This window comes from Staphylococcus sp. LKG4-2 (genome assembly GCF_050955665.1).
Classification (GTDB): Bacteria; Bacillota; Bacilli; order Staphylococcales; family Staphylococcaceae; genus Staphylococcus; species Staphylococcus saprophyticus.
In genome coordinates this window covers 2,177,325-2,193,265 of the sequence record NZ_CP194532.1, presented here as the reverse complement: position 1 = coordinate 2,193,265, position 15,941 = coordinate 2,177,325, and the positions used below count along the sequence as shown (strand labels likewise).

17 protein-coding genes and 1 other RNA gene are annotated in these 15,941 nt (G+C 33.5%); 15 read left to right on the top strand and 3 right to left on the bottom strand.

The window, feature by feature from the left end:
* Position 1: 1 nt before the first annotated feature.
* The 8 genes from gpmI to ssrA all read left to right on the top strand — a co-directional run bounded on the left by gpmI (position 2) and on the right by ssrA (position 8,527).
* Positions 2 to 1,519: a 2,3-bisphosphoglycerate-independent phosphoglycerate mutase gene (gene gpmI / locus ACM6UH_RS10815; protein ID WP_011303586.1), complete on the top strand. Its 1,518-nt coding sequence runs from the start codon at positions 2 to 4 to the stop codon at positions 1,517 to 1,519.
* Between the two features lie 191 nt (positions 1,520 to 1,710).
* Complete coding sequence (gene eno / locus ACM6UH_RS10810) at positions 1,711 to 3,015, top strand: surface-displayed alpha-enolase (protein WP_011303585.1); 1,305 nt, start codon at positions 1,711 to 1,713, stop codon at positions 3,013 to 3,015.
* A gap of 491 nt (positions 3,016 to 3,506) precedes the next feature.
* Positions 3,507 to 3,968, top strand: coding sequence for a hypothetical protein (locus tag ACM6UH_RS10805; RefSeq protein WP_011303583.1), 462 nt, complete (start codon positions 3,507 to 3,509; stop codon positions 3,966 to 3,968).
* 68 nt (positions 3,969 to 4,036) lie between these two features.
* Positions 4,037 to 4,270: a preprotein translocase subunit SecG gene (gene secG / locus ACM6UH_RS10800; protein ID WP_011303582.1), complete on the top strand. Its 234-nt coding sequence runs from the start codon at positions 4,037 to 4,039 to the stop codon at positions 4,268 to 4,270.
* A gap of 133 nt (positions 4,271 to 4,403) precedes the next feature.
* A complete protein-coding gene (locus ACM6UH_RS10795) occupies positions 4,404 to 5,144 on the top strand; it encodes an alpha/beta hydrolase (protein WP_011303581.1) in 741 nt (246 codons plus the stop codon).
* 38 nt (positions 5,145 to 5,182) lie between these two features.
* The gene (gene rnr / locus ACM6UH_RS10790) at positions 5,183 to 7,573 is read left to right on the top strand and encodes a ribonuclease R (protein ID WP_433911963.1); all 2,391 of its coding nucleotides are present in this window, start codon (positions 5,183 to 5,185) and stop codon (positions 7,571 to 7,573) included.
* A 22-nt stretch (positions 7,574 to 7,595) separates the two neighbouring features.
* Positions 7,596 to 8,060: an SsrA-binding protein SmpB gene (gene smpB, locus ACM6UH_RS10785; RefSeq protein ID WP_011303579.1), complete on the top strand. Its 465-nt coding sequence runs from the start codon at positions 7,596 to 7,598 to the stop codon at positions 8,058 to 8,060.
* A gap of 106 nt (positions 8,061 to 8,166) precedes the next feature.
* Positions 8,167 to 8,527, top strand: a transfer-messenger RNA (tmRNA) gene (ssrA, locus tag ACM6UH_RS10780).
* 93 nt (positions 8,528 to 8,620) lie between these two features.
* Here ssrA and ACM6UH_RS10775 read toward each other — a convergent pair.
* Genes ACM6UH_RS10775 through ACM6UH_RS10765 form a run of 3 tightly spaced genes read right to left on the bottom strand, consistent with a single transcriptional unit; the run spans position 8,621 to position 11,218 of the window.
* On the bottom strand, positions 8,621 to 9,280 hold the full coding sequence (locus ACM6UH_RS10775) for a hypothetical protein (protein ID WP_002476194.1): 660 nt from the start codon (positions 9,278 to 9,280) through the stop codon (positions 8,621 to 8,623).
* A gap of 8 nt (positions 9,281 to 9,288) precedes the next feature.
* Positions 9,289 to 10,395, bottom strand: coding sequence for a tyrosine-type recombinase/integrase (locus ACM6UH_RS10770; protein WP_069822185.1), 1,107 nt, complete (start codon positions 10,393 to 10,395; stop codon positions 9,289 to 9,291).
* Between the two features lie 10 nt (positions 10,396 to 10,405).
* Positions 10,406 to 11,218: a helix-turn-helix domain-containing protein gene (locus ACM6UH_RS10765; RefSeq protein WP_069822186.1), complete on the bottom strand. Its 813-nt coding sequence runs from the start codon at positions 11,216 to 11,218 to the stop codon at positions 10,406 to 10,408.
* A 151-nt stretch (positions 11,219 to 11,369) separates the two neighbouring features.
* On the opposite strand from ACM6UH_RS10765, the gene ACM6UH_RS10760 reads away from it, so the two are divergent.
* From ACM6UH_RS10760 to ACM6UH_RS10730, 7 genes are all read left to right on the top strand, one after another.
* Positions 11,370 to 11,588: a helix-turn-helix transcriptional regulator gene (locus tag ACM6UH_RS10760; RefSeq protein WP_069822187.1), complete on the top strand. Its 219-nt coding sequence runs from the start codon at positions 11,370 to 11,372 to the stop codon at positions 11,586 to 11,588.
* Between the two features lie 14 nt (positions 11,589 to 11,602).
* Entirely contained in the window at positions 11,603 to 11,779 is a 177-nt protein-coding gene (locus ACM6UH_RS10755; protein WP_176720518.1) for a hypothetical protein, read from the top strand.
* 4 nt (positions 11,780 to 11,783) lie between these two features.
* A complete protein-coding gene (locus ACM6UH_RS10750) occupies positions 11,784 to 12,131 on the top strand; it encodes a hypothetical protein (protein ID WP_069822188.1) in 348 nt (115 codons plus the stop codon).
* A gap of 1 nt (position 12,132) precedes the next feature.
* Positions 12,133 to 12,438: a type II toxin-antitoxin system toxin TscT gene (gene tscT, locus ACM6UH_RS10745; protein WP_069822189.1), complete on the top strand. Its 306-nt coding sequence runs from the start codon at positions 12,133 to 12,135 to the stop codon at positions 12,436 to 12,438.
* Positions 12,439 to 12,535: 97 nt separating this feature from the next.
* Entirely contained in the window at positions 12,536 to 13,423 is an 888-nt protein-coding gene (locus ACM6UH_RS10740; RefSeq protein ID WP_069822190.1) for a primase alpha helix C-terminal domain-containing protein, read from the top strand.
* Between the two features lie 13 nt (positions 13,424 to 13,436).
* Positions 13,437 to 15,170: a DUF927 domain-containing protein gene (locus ACM6UH_RS10735; RefSeq protein ID WP_081325084.1), complete on the top strand. Its 1,734-nt coding sequence runs from the start codon at positions 13,437 to 13,439 to the stop codon at positions 15,168 to 15,170.
* A gap of 344 nt (positions 15,171 to 15,514) precedes the next feature.
* Complete coding sequence (locus ACM6UH_RS10730) at positions 15,515 to 15,928, top strand: hypothetical protein (RefSeq protein ID WP_433911962.1); 414 nt, start codon at positions 15,515 to 15,517, stop codon at positions 15,926 to 15,928.
* Positions 15,929 to 15,941 lie beyond the last annotated feature (13 nt).

Below are 15,941 nucleotides of genomic sequence, written 5' to 3'. Positions count from 1 at the left end.
TATGGCTAAACAACCAACTGCATTAATTATTTTAGATGGTTTTGCAAACAGAGAGAGCGAACACGGTAATGCTGTGAAACTAGCTAATAAACCTAACTTTGATCGTTATTACAGTAAGTATCCAACTACTCAAATCGAAGCTAGTGGTTTAGATGTTGGACTTCCAGAAGGTCAAATGGGTAATTCAGAAGTTGGGCATATGAACATTGGCGCTGGACGTGTCGTTTATCAAAGCTTAACGCGTATCAATAAATCTATTGAAGACGGCGATTTCTTTGAAAATGATGTATTAAACAATGCAATCAATCATGTTAAGAAAAATGATTCAGTGCTACATGTTTTTGGTTTATTATCAGATGGTGGCGTACACAGCCATTACAAACACCTTTTCGCGTTATTAGATTTAGCTAAAAAGCAAGGTTTAGAAAAAGTATATGTTCATGCCTTTTTAGATGGACGTGACGTTGATCAAAAATCAGCATTAAAATATATTGAAGAAACTGAAGCGAAGTTTAAAGAACTAGGTATTGGTCAATTCGCATCTGTATCAGGTCGTTATTACGCAATGGATCGTGACAAACGTTGGGACAGAGAAGAAAAAGCATACAATGCTATCCGCAATTTTGGTGGAACAACATTCGAATCTGCTAAAGCAGGTGTCGAAGCGAATTACGATAAAGATTTAACAGATGAATTTGTTGAACCATTTATCGTCCAAGACCAAAACGAAGGTGTCAATGATGGTGATGCAGTCATCTTTTATAACTTCCGTCCTGACAGAGCTGGACAACTTTCTGAAATATTTACTGATAAAGCATTCGAAGGCTTTAAAGTAGAACAAATCAACGACTTATTTTATGCAACGTTTACTAAATATAATGATAACGTGAATGCAGAGATTGTTTTTGAAAAAGTTGATTTAACGAATACAATCGGTGAAGTTGCACAAGATAACGGACTTAAACAATTACGTATTGCTGAAACAGAAAAATTCCCTCACGTGACTTATTTCATGAGTGGTGGTCGTAATGAAGAATTTGAAGGTGAACGTCGCCGTTTAATCGATTCACCTAAAGTCGCAACCTATGACCTTAAACCTGAAATGAGCGCATATGAAGTTAAAGATGCTTTAATTGAAGAATTAAATAAAGGTGACTTAGATTTAATTCTTTTAAACTTTGCTAACCCAGACATGGTTGGACACAGTGGTATGTTAGAACCAACAATTAAAGCAATTGAAGCCGTGGACGAATGTCTAGGCGAAGTTGTTGATAAAATTACTGAAATGGGCGGTCATGCAATCATTACTGCCGATCACGGTAATTCAGACATGGTCCTTACAGATGATGATCAACCAATGACTACGCATACGACAAACCCAGTTCCAGTCATTGTGACAAAAGATGGCGTTACTTTACGTGAAACGGGTCGTCTTGGTGATTTAGCACCAACATTATTAGATTTATTAAATGTAGATCAACCAGAAGATATGACTGGTGAATCACTCATTAATCACTAATCAAAGTTTAATCGCTTTGAGCAAGATTGAGAAGCTAACGATTTCGAAAATGAGATATTTTCATTAAAATGGTTAGTTGCTTATAAACAACACAAGAGAATTAAATTACTTTGTATTTATAGTATTTAAAGCTATAATGAAGATGAAATTTAATATTTCTAAACTACTTATTTATAAAGGAGATTATAAACATGCCAATTATTACAGATGTTTACGCTCGCGAAGTCCTTGACTCTCGTGGTAACCCAACAGTTGAAGTAGAAGTATTAACAGAAAGTGGTGCATTCGGACGTGCATTAGTACCATCAGGTGCTTCTACTGGTGAACATGAAGCAGTAGAATTACGTGACGGAGATAAATCACGTTACTTAGGTAAAGGTGTAACGAAAGCAGTTGACAACGTTAACGAAATTATTGCACCAGAGCTTATTGAAGGTGAATTTTCAGTATTAGAACAAGTTTCAATCGATAAAATGATGATCCAATTAGACGGTACTGAAAACAAAGGTAAATTAGGTGCTAACGCTATTCTTGGTGTTTCTATTGCAGTAGCTCGTGCAGCAGCTGATTTATTAGGACAACCACTTTACAAATACCTAGGTGGATTTAATGGTAAACAATTACCAGTACCAATGATGAACATCGTTAACGGCGGTTCTCACTCTGATGCTCCTATCGCATTCCAAGAATTTATGGTGTTGCCAGTAGGCGCTGAATCATTCAAAGAATCATTACGTTGGGGAGCAGAAATCTTCCACAACTTAAAATCAATCCTTAAAAATCGTGGTTTAGAAACAGCAGTAGGTGACGAAGGTGGTTTCGCTCCTAAATTCGAAGGTACTGAAGATGCTGTTGAAACAATCTTAGAAGCTATTAAAGCCGTTGGTTTAGAGCCAGGTAAAGATGTATTCTTAGGCTTCGACTGTGCTTCTTCTGAATTCTTTGAAGATGGTGTATACAACTACGCTAAATTCGAAGGTGAAAATGGTGCGAAACGTTCAGCTGAAGAACAAGTTGATTACCTTGAAGAATTAGTTAACAAATACCCAATTATCACTATCGAAGACGGTATGGACGAAAATGACTGGGATGGTTGGAAAGTATTAACTGATCGTATCGGTGATAAAGTACAATTAGTTGGTGACGATTTATTCGTTACAAACACAGTTAAATTATCTGAAGGTATTGAAAAAGGTATCGGTAACTCAATCTTAATCAAAGTTAACCAAATCGGTACATTAACTGAAACATTTGACGCTATCGAAATGGCTCAAAAAGCTGGCTACACAGCAGTTGTATCTCACCGTTCTGGTGAAACAGAAGATACTACAATTTCTGACATTGCAGTTGCTACAAATGCAGGTCAAATTAAAACAGGTTCATTATCAAGAACTGACCGTATTGCGAAATACAACCAATTATTACGCATTGAAGATGAATTATACGAAACAGGTAAGTTCGACGGACTTAAATCTTTCTATAACTTATCTAAATAATACAGCATAAAAATTTAAGAGTTCACGCGCTAAACGCAGATTATTGAGGATCTGTGTTAAACTGCCAACAAAGTCTCCGATTTTGTTGGCAGTTTTTTTGTGCTCGTTTTTTGTACTCGCTTTTCGTGGATACAGATACGGCCCGAAGTCTTCGTATAGTGTTTTCATGCTCGAGTCGATCCAAATTACTGCCTAATAAGTTAATAAATAAATTAAAAAGTAATGATTTTTATCGCTTATTCTGTGGTACTTAGACTTTTATATTTGAAGTATCATATTGCTGTTCTAATAGGCAATCCATAGAGCCACTGACTACAGTCCGACTTGCTCATTTTAAAAAGTATAAATTTATTGAGACAAATACATAAATCATATGAAGCGAATGAACTTGGCGTGTTACTTTATAATGATGATTAACTTAAATTGTTCATCTTTTACAATTAAACTGATATAATTAAAGATGTAAAATAAAGAAGGAGTCTTAACGAATTATGGAAGTAAAACCTAAGTCTAAAGAAATTAAAACGGCTCATCTGATTGCATATAGTTCAGTCATCATTGCGATTCTTTATGTTATACATTTATTCGTAGTTTTAGATGATAGTGTTATTAAACAACTATTATCAAATAGCGGACAGACAACATCTGAAAATGCTGTGGGTACAATTAAAAACAGTTTCCAATTTACAGGAATAATGTATATTTTTGCGAATTTAGCAGGTATCTTCGCAATTTGGAACAGACATATCTATTTATGGTGGTTTATGTTTGCGGTATTCGTATCACAAATATTGTATAATTTAATTAACATTAGTGCAGTTTATGGCGCGATATTAGATATCAAATCTAGCGTGAATATCATTCCTTTAACACTGGTACTCGTTTTATCATTTGTGTTAGCTGTTTATATGTTAATTGTTTCGATTAAACGTAAAAGCACGTTCAATAGATAGAAGTTTGCTAAAGACGACAAACGTATGATATAATGCGTTTCGTATATAATGAATGGAGGACAATTTTCATGCATACATTAATAATGGTACTTTTGATTTTAGATTGTATTGCATTAGTAACTGTTGTATTACTCCAAGAAGGTAAAAGTAATGGACTTTCAGGCGCAATTAGTGGTGGCGCCGAGCAGTTATTTGGTAAACAAAAGCAACGCGGTATTGATTTATTCTTGCATAGATTAACAATTGTATTGTCTGTCATTTTCTTCTTGTTAATGTTAGGCATAAGTTATTTTGGTTTATAAGGTCCGACAATGTTAAAGTCGGGCTTTTTTATTTATAATAGTTAATATAGCTTTTAAAAATAATTGAGATAAATAAAAGGTGAATTTAAATAAACGACACGTACTAAAGCATAAGCGAAAGGATTGAAACACAATGCAGATTAAACTTCCAGAACCATTCTTCTTTGAAGAAGGTAATAGAGCTGTGTTACTGTTACATGGCTTTACAGGGAATTCCTCAGATGTGAGACAATTAGGGCGTTACTTGCAGAAGAAAGGCTACACATCGTATGCACCACAATATGAAGGACATGCAGCACCACCTGAAGAAATATTAAGTTCAAGTCCATTTGTATGGTTTAAAGATGCACTAGATGGCTATGATTTCTTAGTAGACAAAGGTTATGATGAAATCGTTGTTGCAGGATTGTCACTTGGTGGATGTTATGCGTTGAAATTAAGCTTAAACAGAGATGTAAAGGGTATTATAACAATGTGTTCACCTATGTACATTAAGACGGAAGGGTCTATGTTTAACGGTGTTCTAGAATATGCGCGTAATTTTAAAAAGTATGAAGGTAAAGATGAAGCTACCATTGAAAAAGAAATGGCAAACTTTAAACCTACAGACACTTTAAAAGAGTTACAAGGACAAATACAGGATGTCAGAAATCACATAGATGAAGTAATGGATCCATTATTAGTTGTCCAAGCAGAACAAGATCAAATGATTAATACAGATTCTGCAAATGTTATATACAATGAGAGCGAATCTGATGAAAAAGATATCAAATGGTATGCGAATTCAGGACATGTCATTACAATTGATAAAGAAAAAGAATTAGTATTCGAAGACGTATACAATTTCTTAGAATCATTAGATTGGTCGAATTAAAAATTTAGAAGTATTTAAAAATAGAAAGGAGGGGCATAATGAATTTAAAGCAATCCATTGAAGAAATAATTAAACAACCAGATTATGAACCCATGTCTGTGTCTGATTTTCAAGATGCATTAGGTTTAAATAGTGCCGACTCATTTAGAGATTTAATCAAGGTGCTTGTTGAATTAGAACAAACAGGTTTGATTCAACGTACAAAAACAGATAGATATCAACGTAAAGCATCTAATAATGCCAAACAATCCAAATTAATCAAAGGTAAGTTAAGTCAAAATAAAAAAGGTTTTGCTTTCTTACGTCCTGAAGAAGAGGATATGGATGACATTTTCATCCCACCAACGAAAATCAATAGAGCCATGGATGGTGATACTGTCCTTGTGGAAGTACATCAATCTAAAGGTGAACACAAAGGGAAATTAGAAGGCGAAGTTAAGACGATTGAAACACACTCAGTCACACAAGTCGTTGGTACTTATAGTGAAGCACGTCACTTCGGCTTTGTATTACCAGATGATAAACGTATTATGCAAGACATCTTTATTCCTAAAGGACAAAATTTAGGTGCAGTAGATGGACATAAAGTTCTCGTACAAATTACGAAATACGCAGATGGTACAGATAATCCTGAAGGTATCGTATCGGCAATTTTAGGCCATAAGAATGACCCAGGTGTAGATATTCTATCTATCATCTATCAACATGGCATCGAAATTGAATTCCCTGACAATGTGCTCGCAGAAGCTGAAGCAGTACCAGATCATATCGAGCCATCACAAATTGAAGGTCGTCGTGATTTGCGCGATGAACTTACGATTACCATTGATGGCGCAGATGCTAAAGACTTAGATGACGCGATTAGTGTTAAAAAGTTAAGCAATGGTCATACACAACTAACAGTCAGCATAGCTGATGTAAGTTACTATGTAACTGAAGATTCAGCGCTTGATAAAGAAGCATACAGTCGTGCAACAAGTGTTTACTTAGTAGACCGAGTGATACCGATGATTCCACACCGTCTAAGTAATGGTATATGTTCATTAAATCCACAAGTGGACCGACTTACATTAAGTTGCCAAATGGAAATAGATGAACGTGGCGATGTTGTAGACCATGAAATCTTTGATAGTGTGATACATTCTAATTATCGTATGACTTATGATGAAGTAAATGAAATTATTACAGATCAAGATACGGAAACACGTAATCAATATAGTGAAGTCACACCGATGTTAGATTTAGCTCAAGATTTATCTCAGCGCTTAATCCATATGAGAAGACGTCGTGGTGAAATCGATTTTGATATTAATGAGGCTAAAGTACTTGTTAATGAAGAGGGTATCCCAACGGATGTAGAAATGAGACAACGTGGTGAAGGCGAACGCTTAATTGAATCATTTATGTTAGCGGCTAATGAAACTATCGCAGAACATTTTGATCGTTTAGAAGTACCATTTATCTATCGTGTCCATGAACAACCTAAATCAGAGCGCTTACGTCAATTCTTTGATTTCGTGACTAATTTTGGATTAATGATCAAAGGTACAGGTGAAGATATTCACCCGTCTACTTTACAAAAAATTCAACAAGAAGTTGAAGGTCAACCAGAACAAATGGTGATTTCAACAATGATGTTACGTTCAATGCAACAAGCACGTTATGATGATGTGAACTTAGGACACTTTGGCTTATCAGCTGAATACTATACACATTTCACGTCACCTATACGTAGATATCCCGATTTAATTGTTCATAGATTAATTCGCAAATATATTATTGAACAATCCATGGATAGAAAAGAAAAAAATAAATGGGAAGCATTGTTACCTGAAATTGCTGAACATACGTCTCAAAGAGAACGTAGAGCAATCGAAGCAGAACGTGATACAGATGAATTGAAAAAAGCAGAATACATGGTGCAACATATTGGCGAAGAATTCGAAGGGATTATTAGTTCAGTTGCGAATTTTGGTATGTTTATTGAATTACCAAACACTATTGAAGGTATGGTGCATGTATCAAACATGACGGATGATTATTACCATTTTGATGAACGTCAAATGGCAATGATAGGTGAACGCCAAGCGAAAATATTCCGCATCGGTGACCCTGTCCAAATTAAAGTCATTAAGGTAGATGTTGATGAACGTATGATTGATTTCCAAATCGTCGGTATGCCAATACCAAATAGAGATCGCGGTCAAAAACCATCACGTGGTAAGACCATCCAAGCCAAACCACGTGGCAATTCATCAGATAAATCTAAAGATGATAAAAATGGTAAAGGCAGACGTGGACGTACTAAACAGAAACAACGTAAAGGTAAAAACAAACGTCAAAGCGACCAAAGTAAAGGCAACACAAAGCATAAACCATTTTATAAAGATAAAAATGTAAAAAATAAAGCACGTAAGAAGAAAAAATAACTCAACGAAGAGGTGAAACTCAATGCCAAAGAAAAAATCACCAGGAACACTAGCAGAAAATCGTAAAGCCAGACATGATTATAATATAGAAGATACGATTGAAGCGGGCATTGTGTTACAAGGAACAGAAATCAAGTCAATTCGTCGTGGTAGTGCAAACCTTAAAGATAGTTATGCGCAAGTGAATCGTGGCGAGATGTTTCTAAACAATATGCACATTGCGCCATATGAAGAAGGTAACAGATTCAACCATGATCCACGACGTTCACGTAAGCTCTTACTACACAAACGTGAAATAGCGAAGTTAGGTGAGCGTACACGTGAAGTTGGCTACTCTATCGTACCTTTGAAACTCTATCTCAAACATGGGCACTGTAAGGTCTTACTTGGCGTTGCACGTGGTAAGAAAAAATACGACAAACGTCAAGCATTAAAAGAAAAAGCAGTACAACGTGATGTAGCTAGAGAGATGAAAGCCCGTTATTAAGCGGATATATTGCCAAAGATATGAATCTTTGGTAATATAATATGTGCTTTCTGAAAAAGCGCTGTAACAGATACAGCCTACCAGAAAGTACATTTAATATTATTCAGGGGGCGTTTTTGGATTCGACAGGGGTTCCATGAGCTAGTTAAGCGTGTCGGAGGGCTGTCTCCGTCACTAACACACACAGTTATAATAACTGGCAAAGAAAACAATAATTTCGCAGTAGCTGCGTAATAGCACTCTGCATCGCCTAACAGCATCTCCTATGTGCTGTTAACGCGATTCAACCTTTAGTAGGATACGCTAGGCACTGCCGCTTGAAGTCTGCCTAGAAGAGATGAATCAAACTAGCATAATGACGGATGTCTATCACCTCCCATTATGCGAAACTCATTGATAGACTACGCACGTAGAAGTGCTAGTATCAGAACCTCTGGACGCGGGTTCGAATCCCGCCGTCTCCACTATATAGTCTGCAACCCATGTGGTTGTGGGCTTTTTATTTTTGTTGCCCCAATATTGCCCCAAATATGCCCCAGCACATAAAAAGACACCCTTATTTAGGGTGTCATTGTCTTAATATATATTTTGACATCATTAAATAAATTGAAGAAGTTATTTTTAGTATTTTTATCATTAAACGATATGGAATTTATTAATAAAAATTTATTAAGTGTGTAGTTACATAGTTCAATTTCTTTTTCAGGATTATTAAATTTAAAATCTTTATTTTGATTTTTTTCCCAATGATCAGCTAACATGTATCTGCAAAATAGTCTAATAGTTTCTTGTGAATTATTATTTAATATTAAGTCATCTTTTAATATTAAATCTTTATTAATTATTTTCTCGCAATATTTTATAATAAGTATATTCATATTATCAAAATAGTCATTATTTAGATATTCGCTTTCATTTTTATGTGTAAACCTTAAACTTGCTCTTAATTGATAAACGTCTTTGATTTTTATTTTCTTTTTACCTGCAATAGTAAATAAGGTCTTTCTCCATTCTGATTTGGAATCTAATTCATTTAATAAGGTTCTCTTATGATTATCTGTTGTGTATTTATATACTAAATAAGCAATTAACATAGGTGTTATAATTTTTAACAAATCAATATGATGACTGACAATATATGATCTGAAGTTTTTAGAAAATGCAAGTGAACCAAAGAATACTACAATTATTATCCAGTATTTATACGGAATTTTTTTCATAAATCACCTCATAAATATTTTATTATTTCTTTTTGCGTGCTAGGGTACAAATGCCCATAACGTGATGTTACTTCTTCTGTAGATGTATGTCCTAATCTTTGGGCAATAATCATAGGACTAGCACCATGATTTATTAGCATAGACGCATGGCTATGCCTTAATTCATGAATAACAATACGTGGGAACGTTTCACCGTCAGGCAATGTTTCATCAAGTTTTTTAAGTGCACCAGTAAACCATCTATCAATAGCACTTTCACTAAACGCTTTAAAAAATGTGCCAAATAGTACATAATTAGATTTGTAAATATTATTATCTTTATACCAATTTAAATATTCTTGTAAGTCGTCCATCATGTGAGCAGGTAAGTATATATCACGTGTGGACGCTTTCGTTTTAGGGGCTGTCACGATACCGTGATAGTCCGTTTTGTTTATATGGATATAATCATCCTCAAAGTTTACATCGTCCCATGTGAGCGCTCTAATCTCTCCCTTACGTGCGCCACTCATGAATAATAGCTTGAAAAATACTTTTTGTTGCAAATTAGGCAGCATATTGTGAAATTGATTGAATTGTTCTAACGTCCAGTAATTTAAGCGTTTCTGTGTGTCAATCTCAAAGTTACCTACTAATGATGCAACATTTTGTTTTAGATCATGATACTTCATAGCGTGGTTAAGTATTGATACCAAGAAAACATGCATCTTCTTCAAATATTCCCCTGAATGTGCTTCTTTCATCTTCTTATTTTGAAACTTCATAATATCCTGCGTTGTCATGTTGAATACGTCCGTTGATTTAAAGAATGGTAATAAATGATTATTGGTATGTGTCTTAAGTGATTTTAAACTTGATGCTTTACGACGTGCAGAATACCACTCAACATACTCTTGTACCAATTCATCGAACGGTAATTGATTAATCTTACCTATGCCCTCTATTTCGTCCATATAAGCGTTACATGCTTTTACAGCTTCTTTACGTTGCTTATATCCAGTGCGTTTAATTTCTTTGCGTTCTCCCGTTTTCTCGTAGTATTTGATACGGAAGTAATAAGTACCACGTTTAACATCTTTATAGATGTTGTGGGATATTTTTAAGTCGTGTTGCATGATGGGTCACCTACTTAATATTTTTACTTTTAATGGTTAAAGTTTCCTCGTAATTATATGTATAAGTAGAATCCTTATTTAAATTTTCTAAGAAACCTGCAAGATACTCGTCTGAAATAGGTAATAAATCTTCATTTAAATCAAAAAATGTTCTAACTGGTCGATTGCCTATTTTTTCATCATCGTTTATATAGACACAAACATTTACCTTTAATATAGGATATTCATGGTAGTTTAAATATCTATTTAGTAATTCTTTTTCAAATTTTAAAATTTTATTAGTGAAAAAATATTGAATTATTTTTCTTATTGAATGTTCGTGATAATCAACATTTACTATTCTTTTAAATTCATTAGATAATTGGCTTCTTTTGATATTAATATCAATAAAGATTTTATTTGAACCTGTTATATCGATAAAAATTCTATAAGGAATATATGCATGTTTGTTGATGTTATCTTCAAGATAATAACAATTTAATGCTGAAAAACTAGGCGTTGAATAATCATTATCATTAATTAATTCTACATTTTTACCTATAGTATAAATTTTTTCATCGGACACTATAGATGGGAAATGTCCTTTAATACTCACTTTATTTCTTACATCTATTGCAATGTAATCAAATGAATCATTAAATAGATCTTCAATATTGATATTTAACGCTTTTGTTATTTTTTCCATAGTTTCAAATTGTATACCTTGGCTTTTACCATTAATTAAAAGGCTTAAAGAATTTCTTGAGATTCCAGTCATTTCATTTAACTGACTGATATTAATGTTTTTTTGCTTCATTACTTTTTTTAAATTGAATTTTATCATTATTAACACCTCTTAAAGAATAATAACACGTATACATGTTATTTAGAACAAAAAACATAATATAGCATTGACAAAATTTAAATAACAAGTATATAATACAATTATAAATACAAATAACATATAAACGTGTTATTTTTAAGGAGGAATTGGAATGACAAACTTAGCATATCCGATGTTATACATCGCAAGACGTGAAAAAGGTCACACTCAAAAAGAGGTAGCAAAGAAACTTAGCATTTCGCCACAACGTTATCAGTTAAAAGAAAGTGGTAAAGCGACTTTCAATCTGCCAGAATGTAAAATTTTATCTGAATTGTATGGAATGCCTATCGATGAATTATTTAGTAATTCAATTTCAGTAGGACAATAGGAGGTGAATACAATATGAAATTATTCGGAATACTTATCACAGCAAGCTCATTGGCATCATTTGCAGTAGGTTATGTGACAGAAGATATTTTTAATAGTATGGCTTTATATAGTCCACTAGCTATTACATCATGGGCAATAACAGAATGGTTTAATGATAGAAAAATTAGAAAACAATTATTGGAGGATTAGGAAAATGAATAATGATATTTTAAATGCTTTTGAAGAAATGGTGAGCGCTTCTAATAAAGTTTATTCCTTAAATGGAGAGTTGAATAGACTTTCAGAGTTAGTGGGTGTGTTAAGTGAAAAAGTAAAAGCTTATAGAGAAGAAGGAGATAATTTAGGAGCGAATGCAATAGCGAATATCGCATTAGATGATATCGAGCCAGAAATTAATTATTTGTATGAAGATTTTCATAAATCGCTAAAAGAATTCAAGCAGAAAGCGAAACGACTTAAAAATGTTTGTGCTTTTTACGGTATAAATGTTCAATTAGGCAAAGATAATAAAGTTATTAATTTTTATAAGGAGAGTAAATAAGATGAATTTTAATCAAAAAGATTTAATATGTGAATTCGAATTATTGAAAGAAAAAATTGATGATGTTTTAACAGCGCATGTGTGGCACGGTGACGATATGTATAGATTTAAAGAACTGAAAAATAGTTATGATAAAGAACATTACACTTTAGGTTATAACGAATCTCGTATACAACATGAACATACGACTGAATTAATGCAAGTGTACTTACGACGATTCGATGATCTAATTAAAGATTTTAAAGCCTTAGACATAGAAAAAGCGTCATCAGAAGAATGTTTGGCGACAGAATCTGATAACGCTTAATGCAATTTGGAATATTAAAAACAAACGTGACTTGGCTTATTTATACATCAATTATACCATTTCACGCCTTGTTTTTACAGTAGGAGGGGCAAAATAAATGGGCTTTGAACAAATAAAATTGCAGCATGATTTTAAAATAAACGTTATAGAATACAAAAATTTATATTCCGATTCCTTTGTTCAAAATAACAATTTGCTTTGGTCGGAATGGATCAATAGATTACAAACACCTATGAATAATGGTGATAAATATAAACGTGGATTAGTCCTTTACGGTGATGTGAAAGACATGGAAAAAGACGGCAAACTCACTCAAAAGTACCGTAACGATGAAAACATTATAAACAGAAATACACTAGCACTTGATTATGATGATATTACTGATTTCAAAGGATTATACAAATCAATTTGTAAGCAATTAGAGGGCTATTCTTGGGCATTCCATACAACGTATAACCATACTTCTGAAAAACCACGTATTCGTCTTATGGTGCCTTTAAGTGAGCCTGTGAGTGCAGATGACTATAGGAAGTATACGCAAGCATTAGCGCAGAAAATTGGCTACAAAATTGACGAAGGCAGCTTCCAACCTTCAAGAGCTATGGCGCTACCAGTAAGACCCGATAAAGATATACCTTACATTTTTAAATATAATGATGCACCAGCAATAACTATTGATGCTTTAAATCAGTTATCGAGATTTCTCGATAACACTCAAAAAAATAAATCAATTACCATTAATTACTCAAACCAACATAAAAAACGTGATTCGTCTTATTGGCGTGATCTTGCGTTTGGTGTTGGTGAAGGTGAACGTAATCAAGCGCTAGCTTCAATAAGTGGCTACCTGTTACGCAGATATGTAGATGCACACCTTGTATATGGACTTGTGACAGCGTGGGGCAAATCATGTAATCCACCTATGGACGATAGCGAAATTAATAAAACATTTAACTCAATACTCAAAAAGCATATGAACAACTAGAGGGGGACGGGATATGACAGTAGAGGAAATGGAAGTAACTCAAGAAGATGTTTTTGAAAATATGAATAAACTTAAAAATTTTCAAGAAATTAATAAAGATAAACCAACAATTCCAGAACCCTATTTAATTAAAGGTAAATGGTTGTATTATCGAAAAATTACTGAATATGTTCAAAAAGAAGATAAGATTGAGGATATTTATATCACAAGTACGCCGCCTATTATTACTGAACGTTATCAAGATATCGAAACAGGAGATATATATTTCGAATTAGAATTTGAGGACAAAAAAGGTAAACATAAATTGCGTGTTAATGCTGGAGATATAACGCAGGCTAGAAATATAGTAGAACTTGCAAACAAAGGGCTAGAAATTACACAAAACGAATCGCCTTCTCTTGTACATTACCTTAGTGCATACAGACGTTGGAACAATATAAAAGATTTTGATGTGGCTACACGATTAGGACATATAGGTAAAAAATTCATTTCACCTTATGTAGAAGATAATAATAAAAATGATTTTAAATTATTTAATTCTGACCCAGGTAAACAAAAAATAATTGATGGGTTTAGAAGTAAAGGAAATATCGAAAAATATATAGATGGATTATTTAAACATGTCAAAGACAATCCAATGGTTATGATGATGTTTTATGGTTCAGTTGGTTCAATATTAGTTAAAGAATTTGGAACAGATTCCATTATCATAGAGCAAGCAGTTAGAACTTCAAAAGGTAAAACTTTTACAGAACGTGTTTGTGCAAGCGTGTGGGGTTGGCATGAAGATTTAGTAATGGAATGGAACACTACAAAAACCAGTGTTGAACGAATGGCAGCATTTTTAAATTCATTCCCTTTAATCATGGACGATACTCGAAAAGCAAACTATAAAGATTTACCACAGATTTTTTACCAATTTTCGGGTGGAAAGTCAAAAGGGCGAGCTACTAAAGAAAGAGGTATTGATGTATTTGAAGAATGGAACACCATATTATTATCTACCGGTGAAGTTTCAACACCAGATATTTCTGAAAAAGGTGGCGTAGCTGGTCGTGTAATTACATTGTTAGAGAATCCATTTCCTAATACGTCACAATATATTTTCAATGAGATAGCCGAAACATTCGAAAGCAATTATGGATTACTTGGTAAATTATTCATTGAAAAATATAACAGTGATAAGGATAAATACAAATCATCGTTCAAGGGCGCTCAAAAAGTTTTTATAGATAAGGCTGAAGGTAATGAAGTTATGGTTAGAATCGCTAGAAGTTTTGCTTTATTACAAGTGGCTGGTGAAATATTAAATGATATTGAAGGTTTCGAACATGATCCATACATTATTACGCATAGTGCTTTCAACAGCATGATGAAGAATAATAAAAATATTGATAAGTCTAAAAAAATGCTGGAAGAATTACTAGATTACTTGGATGCAAATAGAAATAGCATTGAAGGCGAAGGATACGACCGAGTTACACATGGTGATGTAAAGGCCATATATAAAAAAGAAGGTTTATGTATCCTTACACAAACCGTTAAAGACTTCTTGGGTGACGAAGTAAACAATATCACAGGTGGTTGGGTCGATAATAATTATCTTATTATTGATAAAGATGGCAGACGTACCAAACGCATTAGTCATAAAGGAACAAAGCCCAATGGCTATATGATAAAAAAAGATGTTTTAGATCAGTTAGATTATGATTTCAGTCAATACCACAATCCGTATGGATATGATTAGAGTTCACGGAGTTCACGATGAGTTCACGGTAAAAAATCGAAATCGTGAACCGCATGAAGTCAACAGTGTCAAGTGTTTAGAGTAGATAGTTCACGAAGTTCACGGTAATAATAATATACATATGTATATAGATAAAAAGTAAAGTATTTTATCTTTTATATAAAGGCATATGTTTCAAAAAAACGTGAACATCGTGAACCATTGCCCTTAATCCGTTGGGAGAGTAGGAGTGGAGTGGTTCACACTTATTTGAAAAACCGTGAACCGTGATGTGAACGATTCTTGAAAGCATTGGGAGAGTAAGAACGGAACGGTTCACACTAATAAAAAAGGAGATTAAGAAAATGAGATACCTATATAACAGTGGCAATAGATATGGAACAGTAGTAACTAATAATAATGTACATCGTGTGATTACAGAATATCCTCGTGAAGTATTTTACTTTAACGATGAAGAACTATATCAATATATGTCATATAACGATTTAGGATTTAACGCAATTGATTTTAACGATATGACAATGCAGGAACTCGAAACACTATTAATGTGGTGTAAACAATTAGAGCCTAAAAAGTCAGTTAATGAAAACTATTCTAGTTACAACTTAAAGCATATGTTTGAACGTGAGCCTTATGGCTTTTATATATCAAACAGTAACATGAAAGAGGCGATGGCATTAGCAGGATTTAAGCCTAAAAGTGCTGATGATCTAAATTGGTTTTATCCAATAAGTGAACGTAGTATCAAGCAACTTTAGTAGTATATTCATT

What these genes read in the sequence shown, in the direction of transcription:
- gpmI (WP_011303586.1), top strand. Translation starts at nt 2, where the DNA reads ATGGCTAAACAACCAACTGCATTAATTATTTTAGATGGTTTTGCAAAC.
- eno (WP_011303585.1), top strand. Translation starts at nt 1,711, where the DNA reads ATGCCAATTATTACAGATGTTTACGCTCGCGAAGTCCTTGACTCTCGT.
- ACM6UH_RS10805 (WP_011303583.1), top strand. Translation starts at nt 3,507, where the DNA reads ATGGAAGTAAAACCTAAGTCTAAAGAAATTAAAACGGCTCATCTGATT.
- secG (WP_011303582.1), top strand. Translation starts at nt 4,037, where the DNA reads ATGCATACATTAATAATGGTACTTTTGATTTTAGATTGTATTGCATTA.
- ACM6UH_RS10795 (WP_011303581.1), top strand. Translation starts at nt 4,404, where the DNA reads ATGCAGATTAAACTTCCAGAACCATTCTTCTTTGAAGAAGGTAATAGA.
- rnr (WP_433911963.1), top strand. Translation starts at nt 5,183, where the DNA reads ATGAATTTAAAGCAATCCATTGAAGAAATAATTAAACAACCAGATTAT.
- smpB (WP_011303579.1), top strand. Translation starts at nt 7,596, where the DNA reads ATGCCAAAGAAAAAATCACCAGGAACACTAGCAGAAAATCGTAAAGCC.
- ACM6UH_RS10775 (WP_002476194.1), bottom strand. Translation starts at nt 9,280, where the DNA reads ATGAAAAAAATTCCGTATAAATACTGGATAATAATTGTAGTATTCTTT.
- ACM6UH_RS10770 (WP_069822185.1), bottom strand. Translation starts at nt 10,395, where the DNA reads ATGCAACACGACTTAAAAATATCCCACAACATCTATAAAGATGTTAAA.
- ACM6UH_RS10765 (WP_069822186.1), bottom strand. Translation starts at nt 11,218, where the DNA reads ATGATAAAATTCAATTTAAAAAAAGTAATGAAGCAAAAAAACATTAAT.
- ACM6UH_RS10760 (WP_069822187.1), top strand. Translation starts at nt 11,370, where the DNA reads ATGACAAACTTAGCATATCCGATGTTATACATCGCAAGACGTGAAAAA.
- ACM6UH_RS10755 (WP_176720518.1), top strand. Translation starts at nt 11,603, where the DNA reads ATGAAATTATTCGGAATACTTATCACAGCAAGCTCATTGGCATCATTT.
- ACM6UH_RS10750 (WP_069822188.1), top strand. Translation starts at nt 11,784, where the DNA reads ATGAATAATGATATTTTAAATGCTTTTGAAGAAATGGTGAGCGCTTCT.
- tscT (WP_069822189.1), top strand. Translation starts at nt 12,133, where the DNA reads ATGAATTTTAATCAAAAAGATTTAATATGTGAATTCGAATTATTGAAA.
- ACM6UH_RS10740 (WP_069822190.1), top strand. Translation starts at nt 12,536, where the DNA reads ATGGGCTTTGAACAAATAAAATTGCAGCATGATTTTAAAATAAACGTT.
- ACM6UH_RS10735 (WP_081325084.1), top strand. Translation starts at nt 13,437, where the DNA reads ATGACAGTAGAGGAAATGGAAGTAACTCAAGAAGATGTTTTTGAAAAT.
- ACM6UH_RS10730 (WP_433911962.1), top strand. Translation starts at nt 15,515, where the DNA reads ATGAGATACCTATATAACAGTGGCAATAGATATGGAACAGTAGTAACT.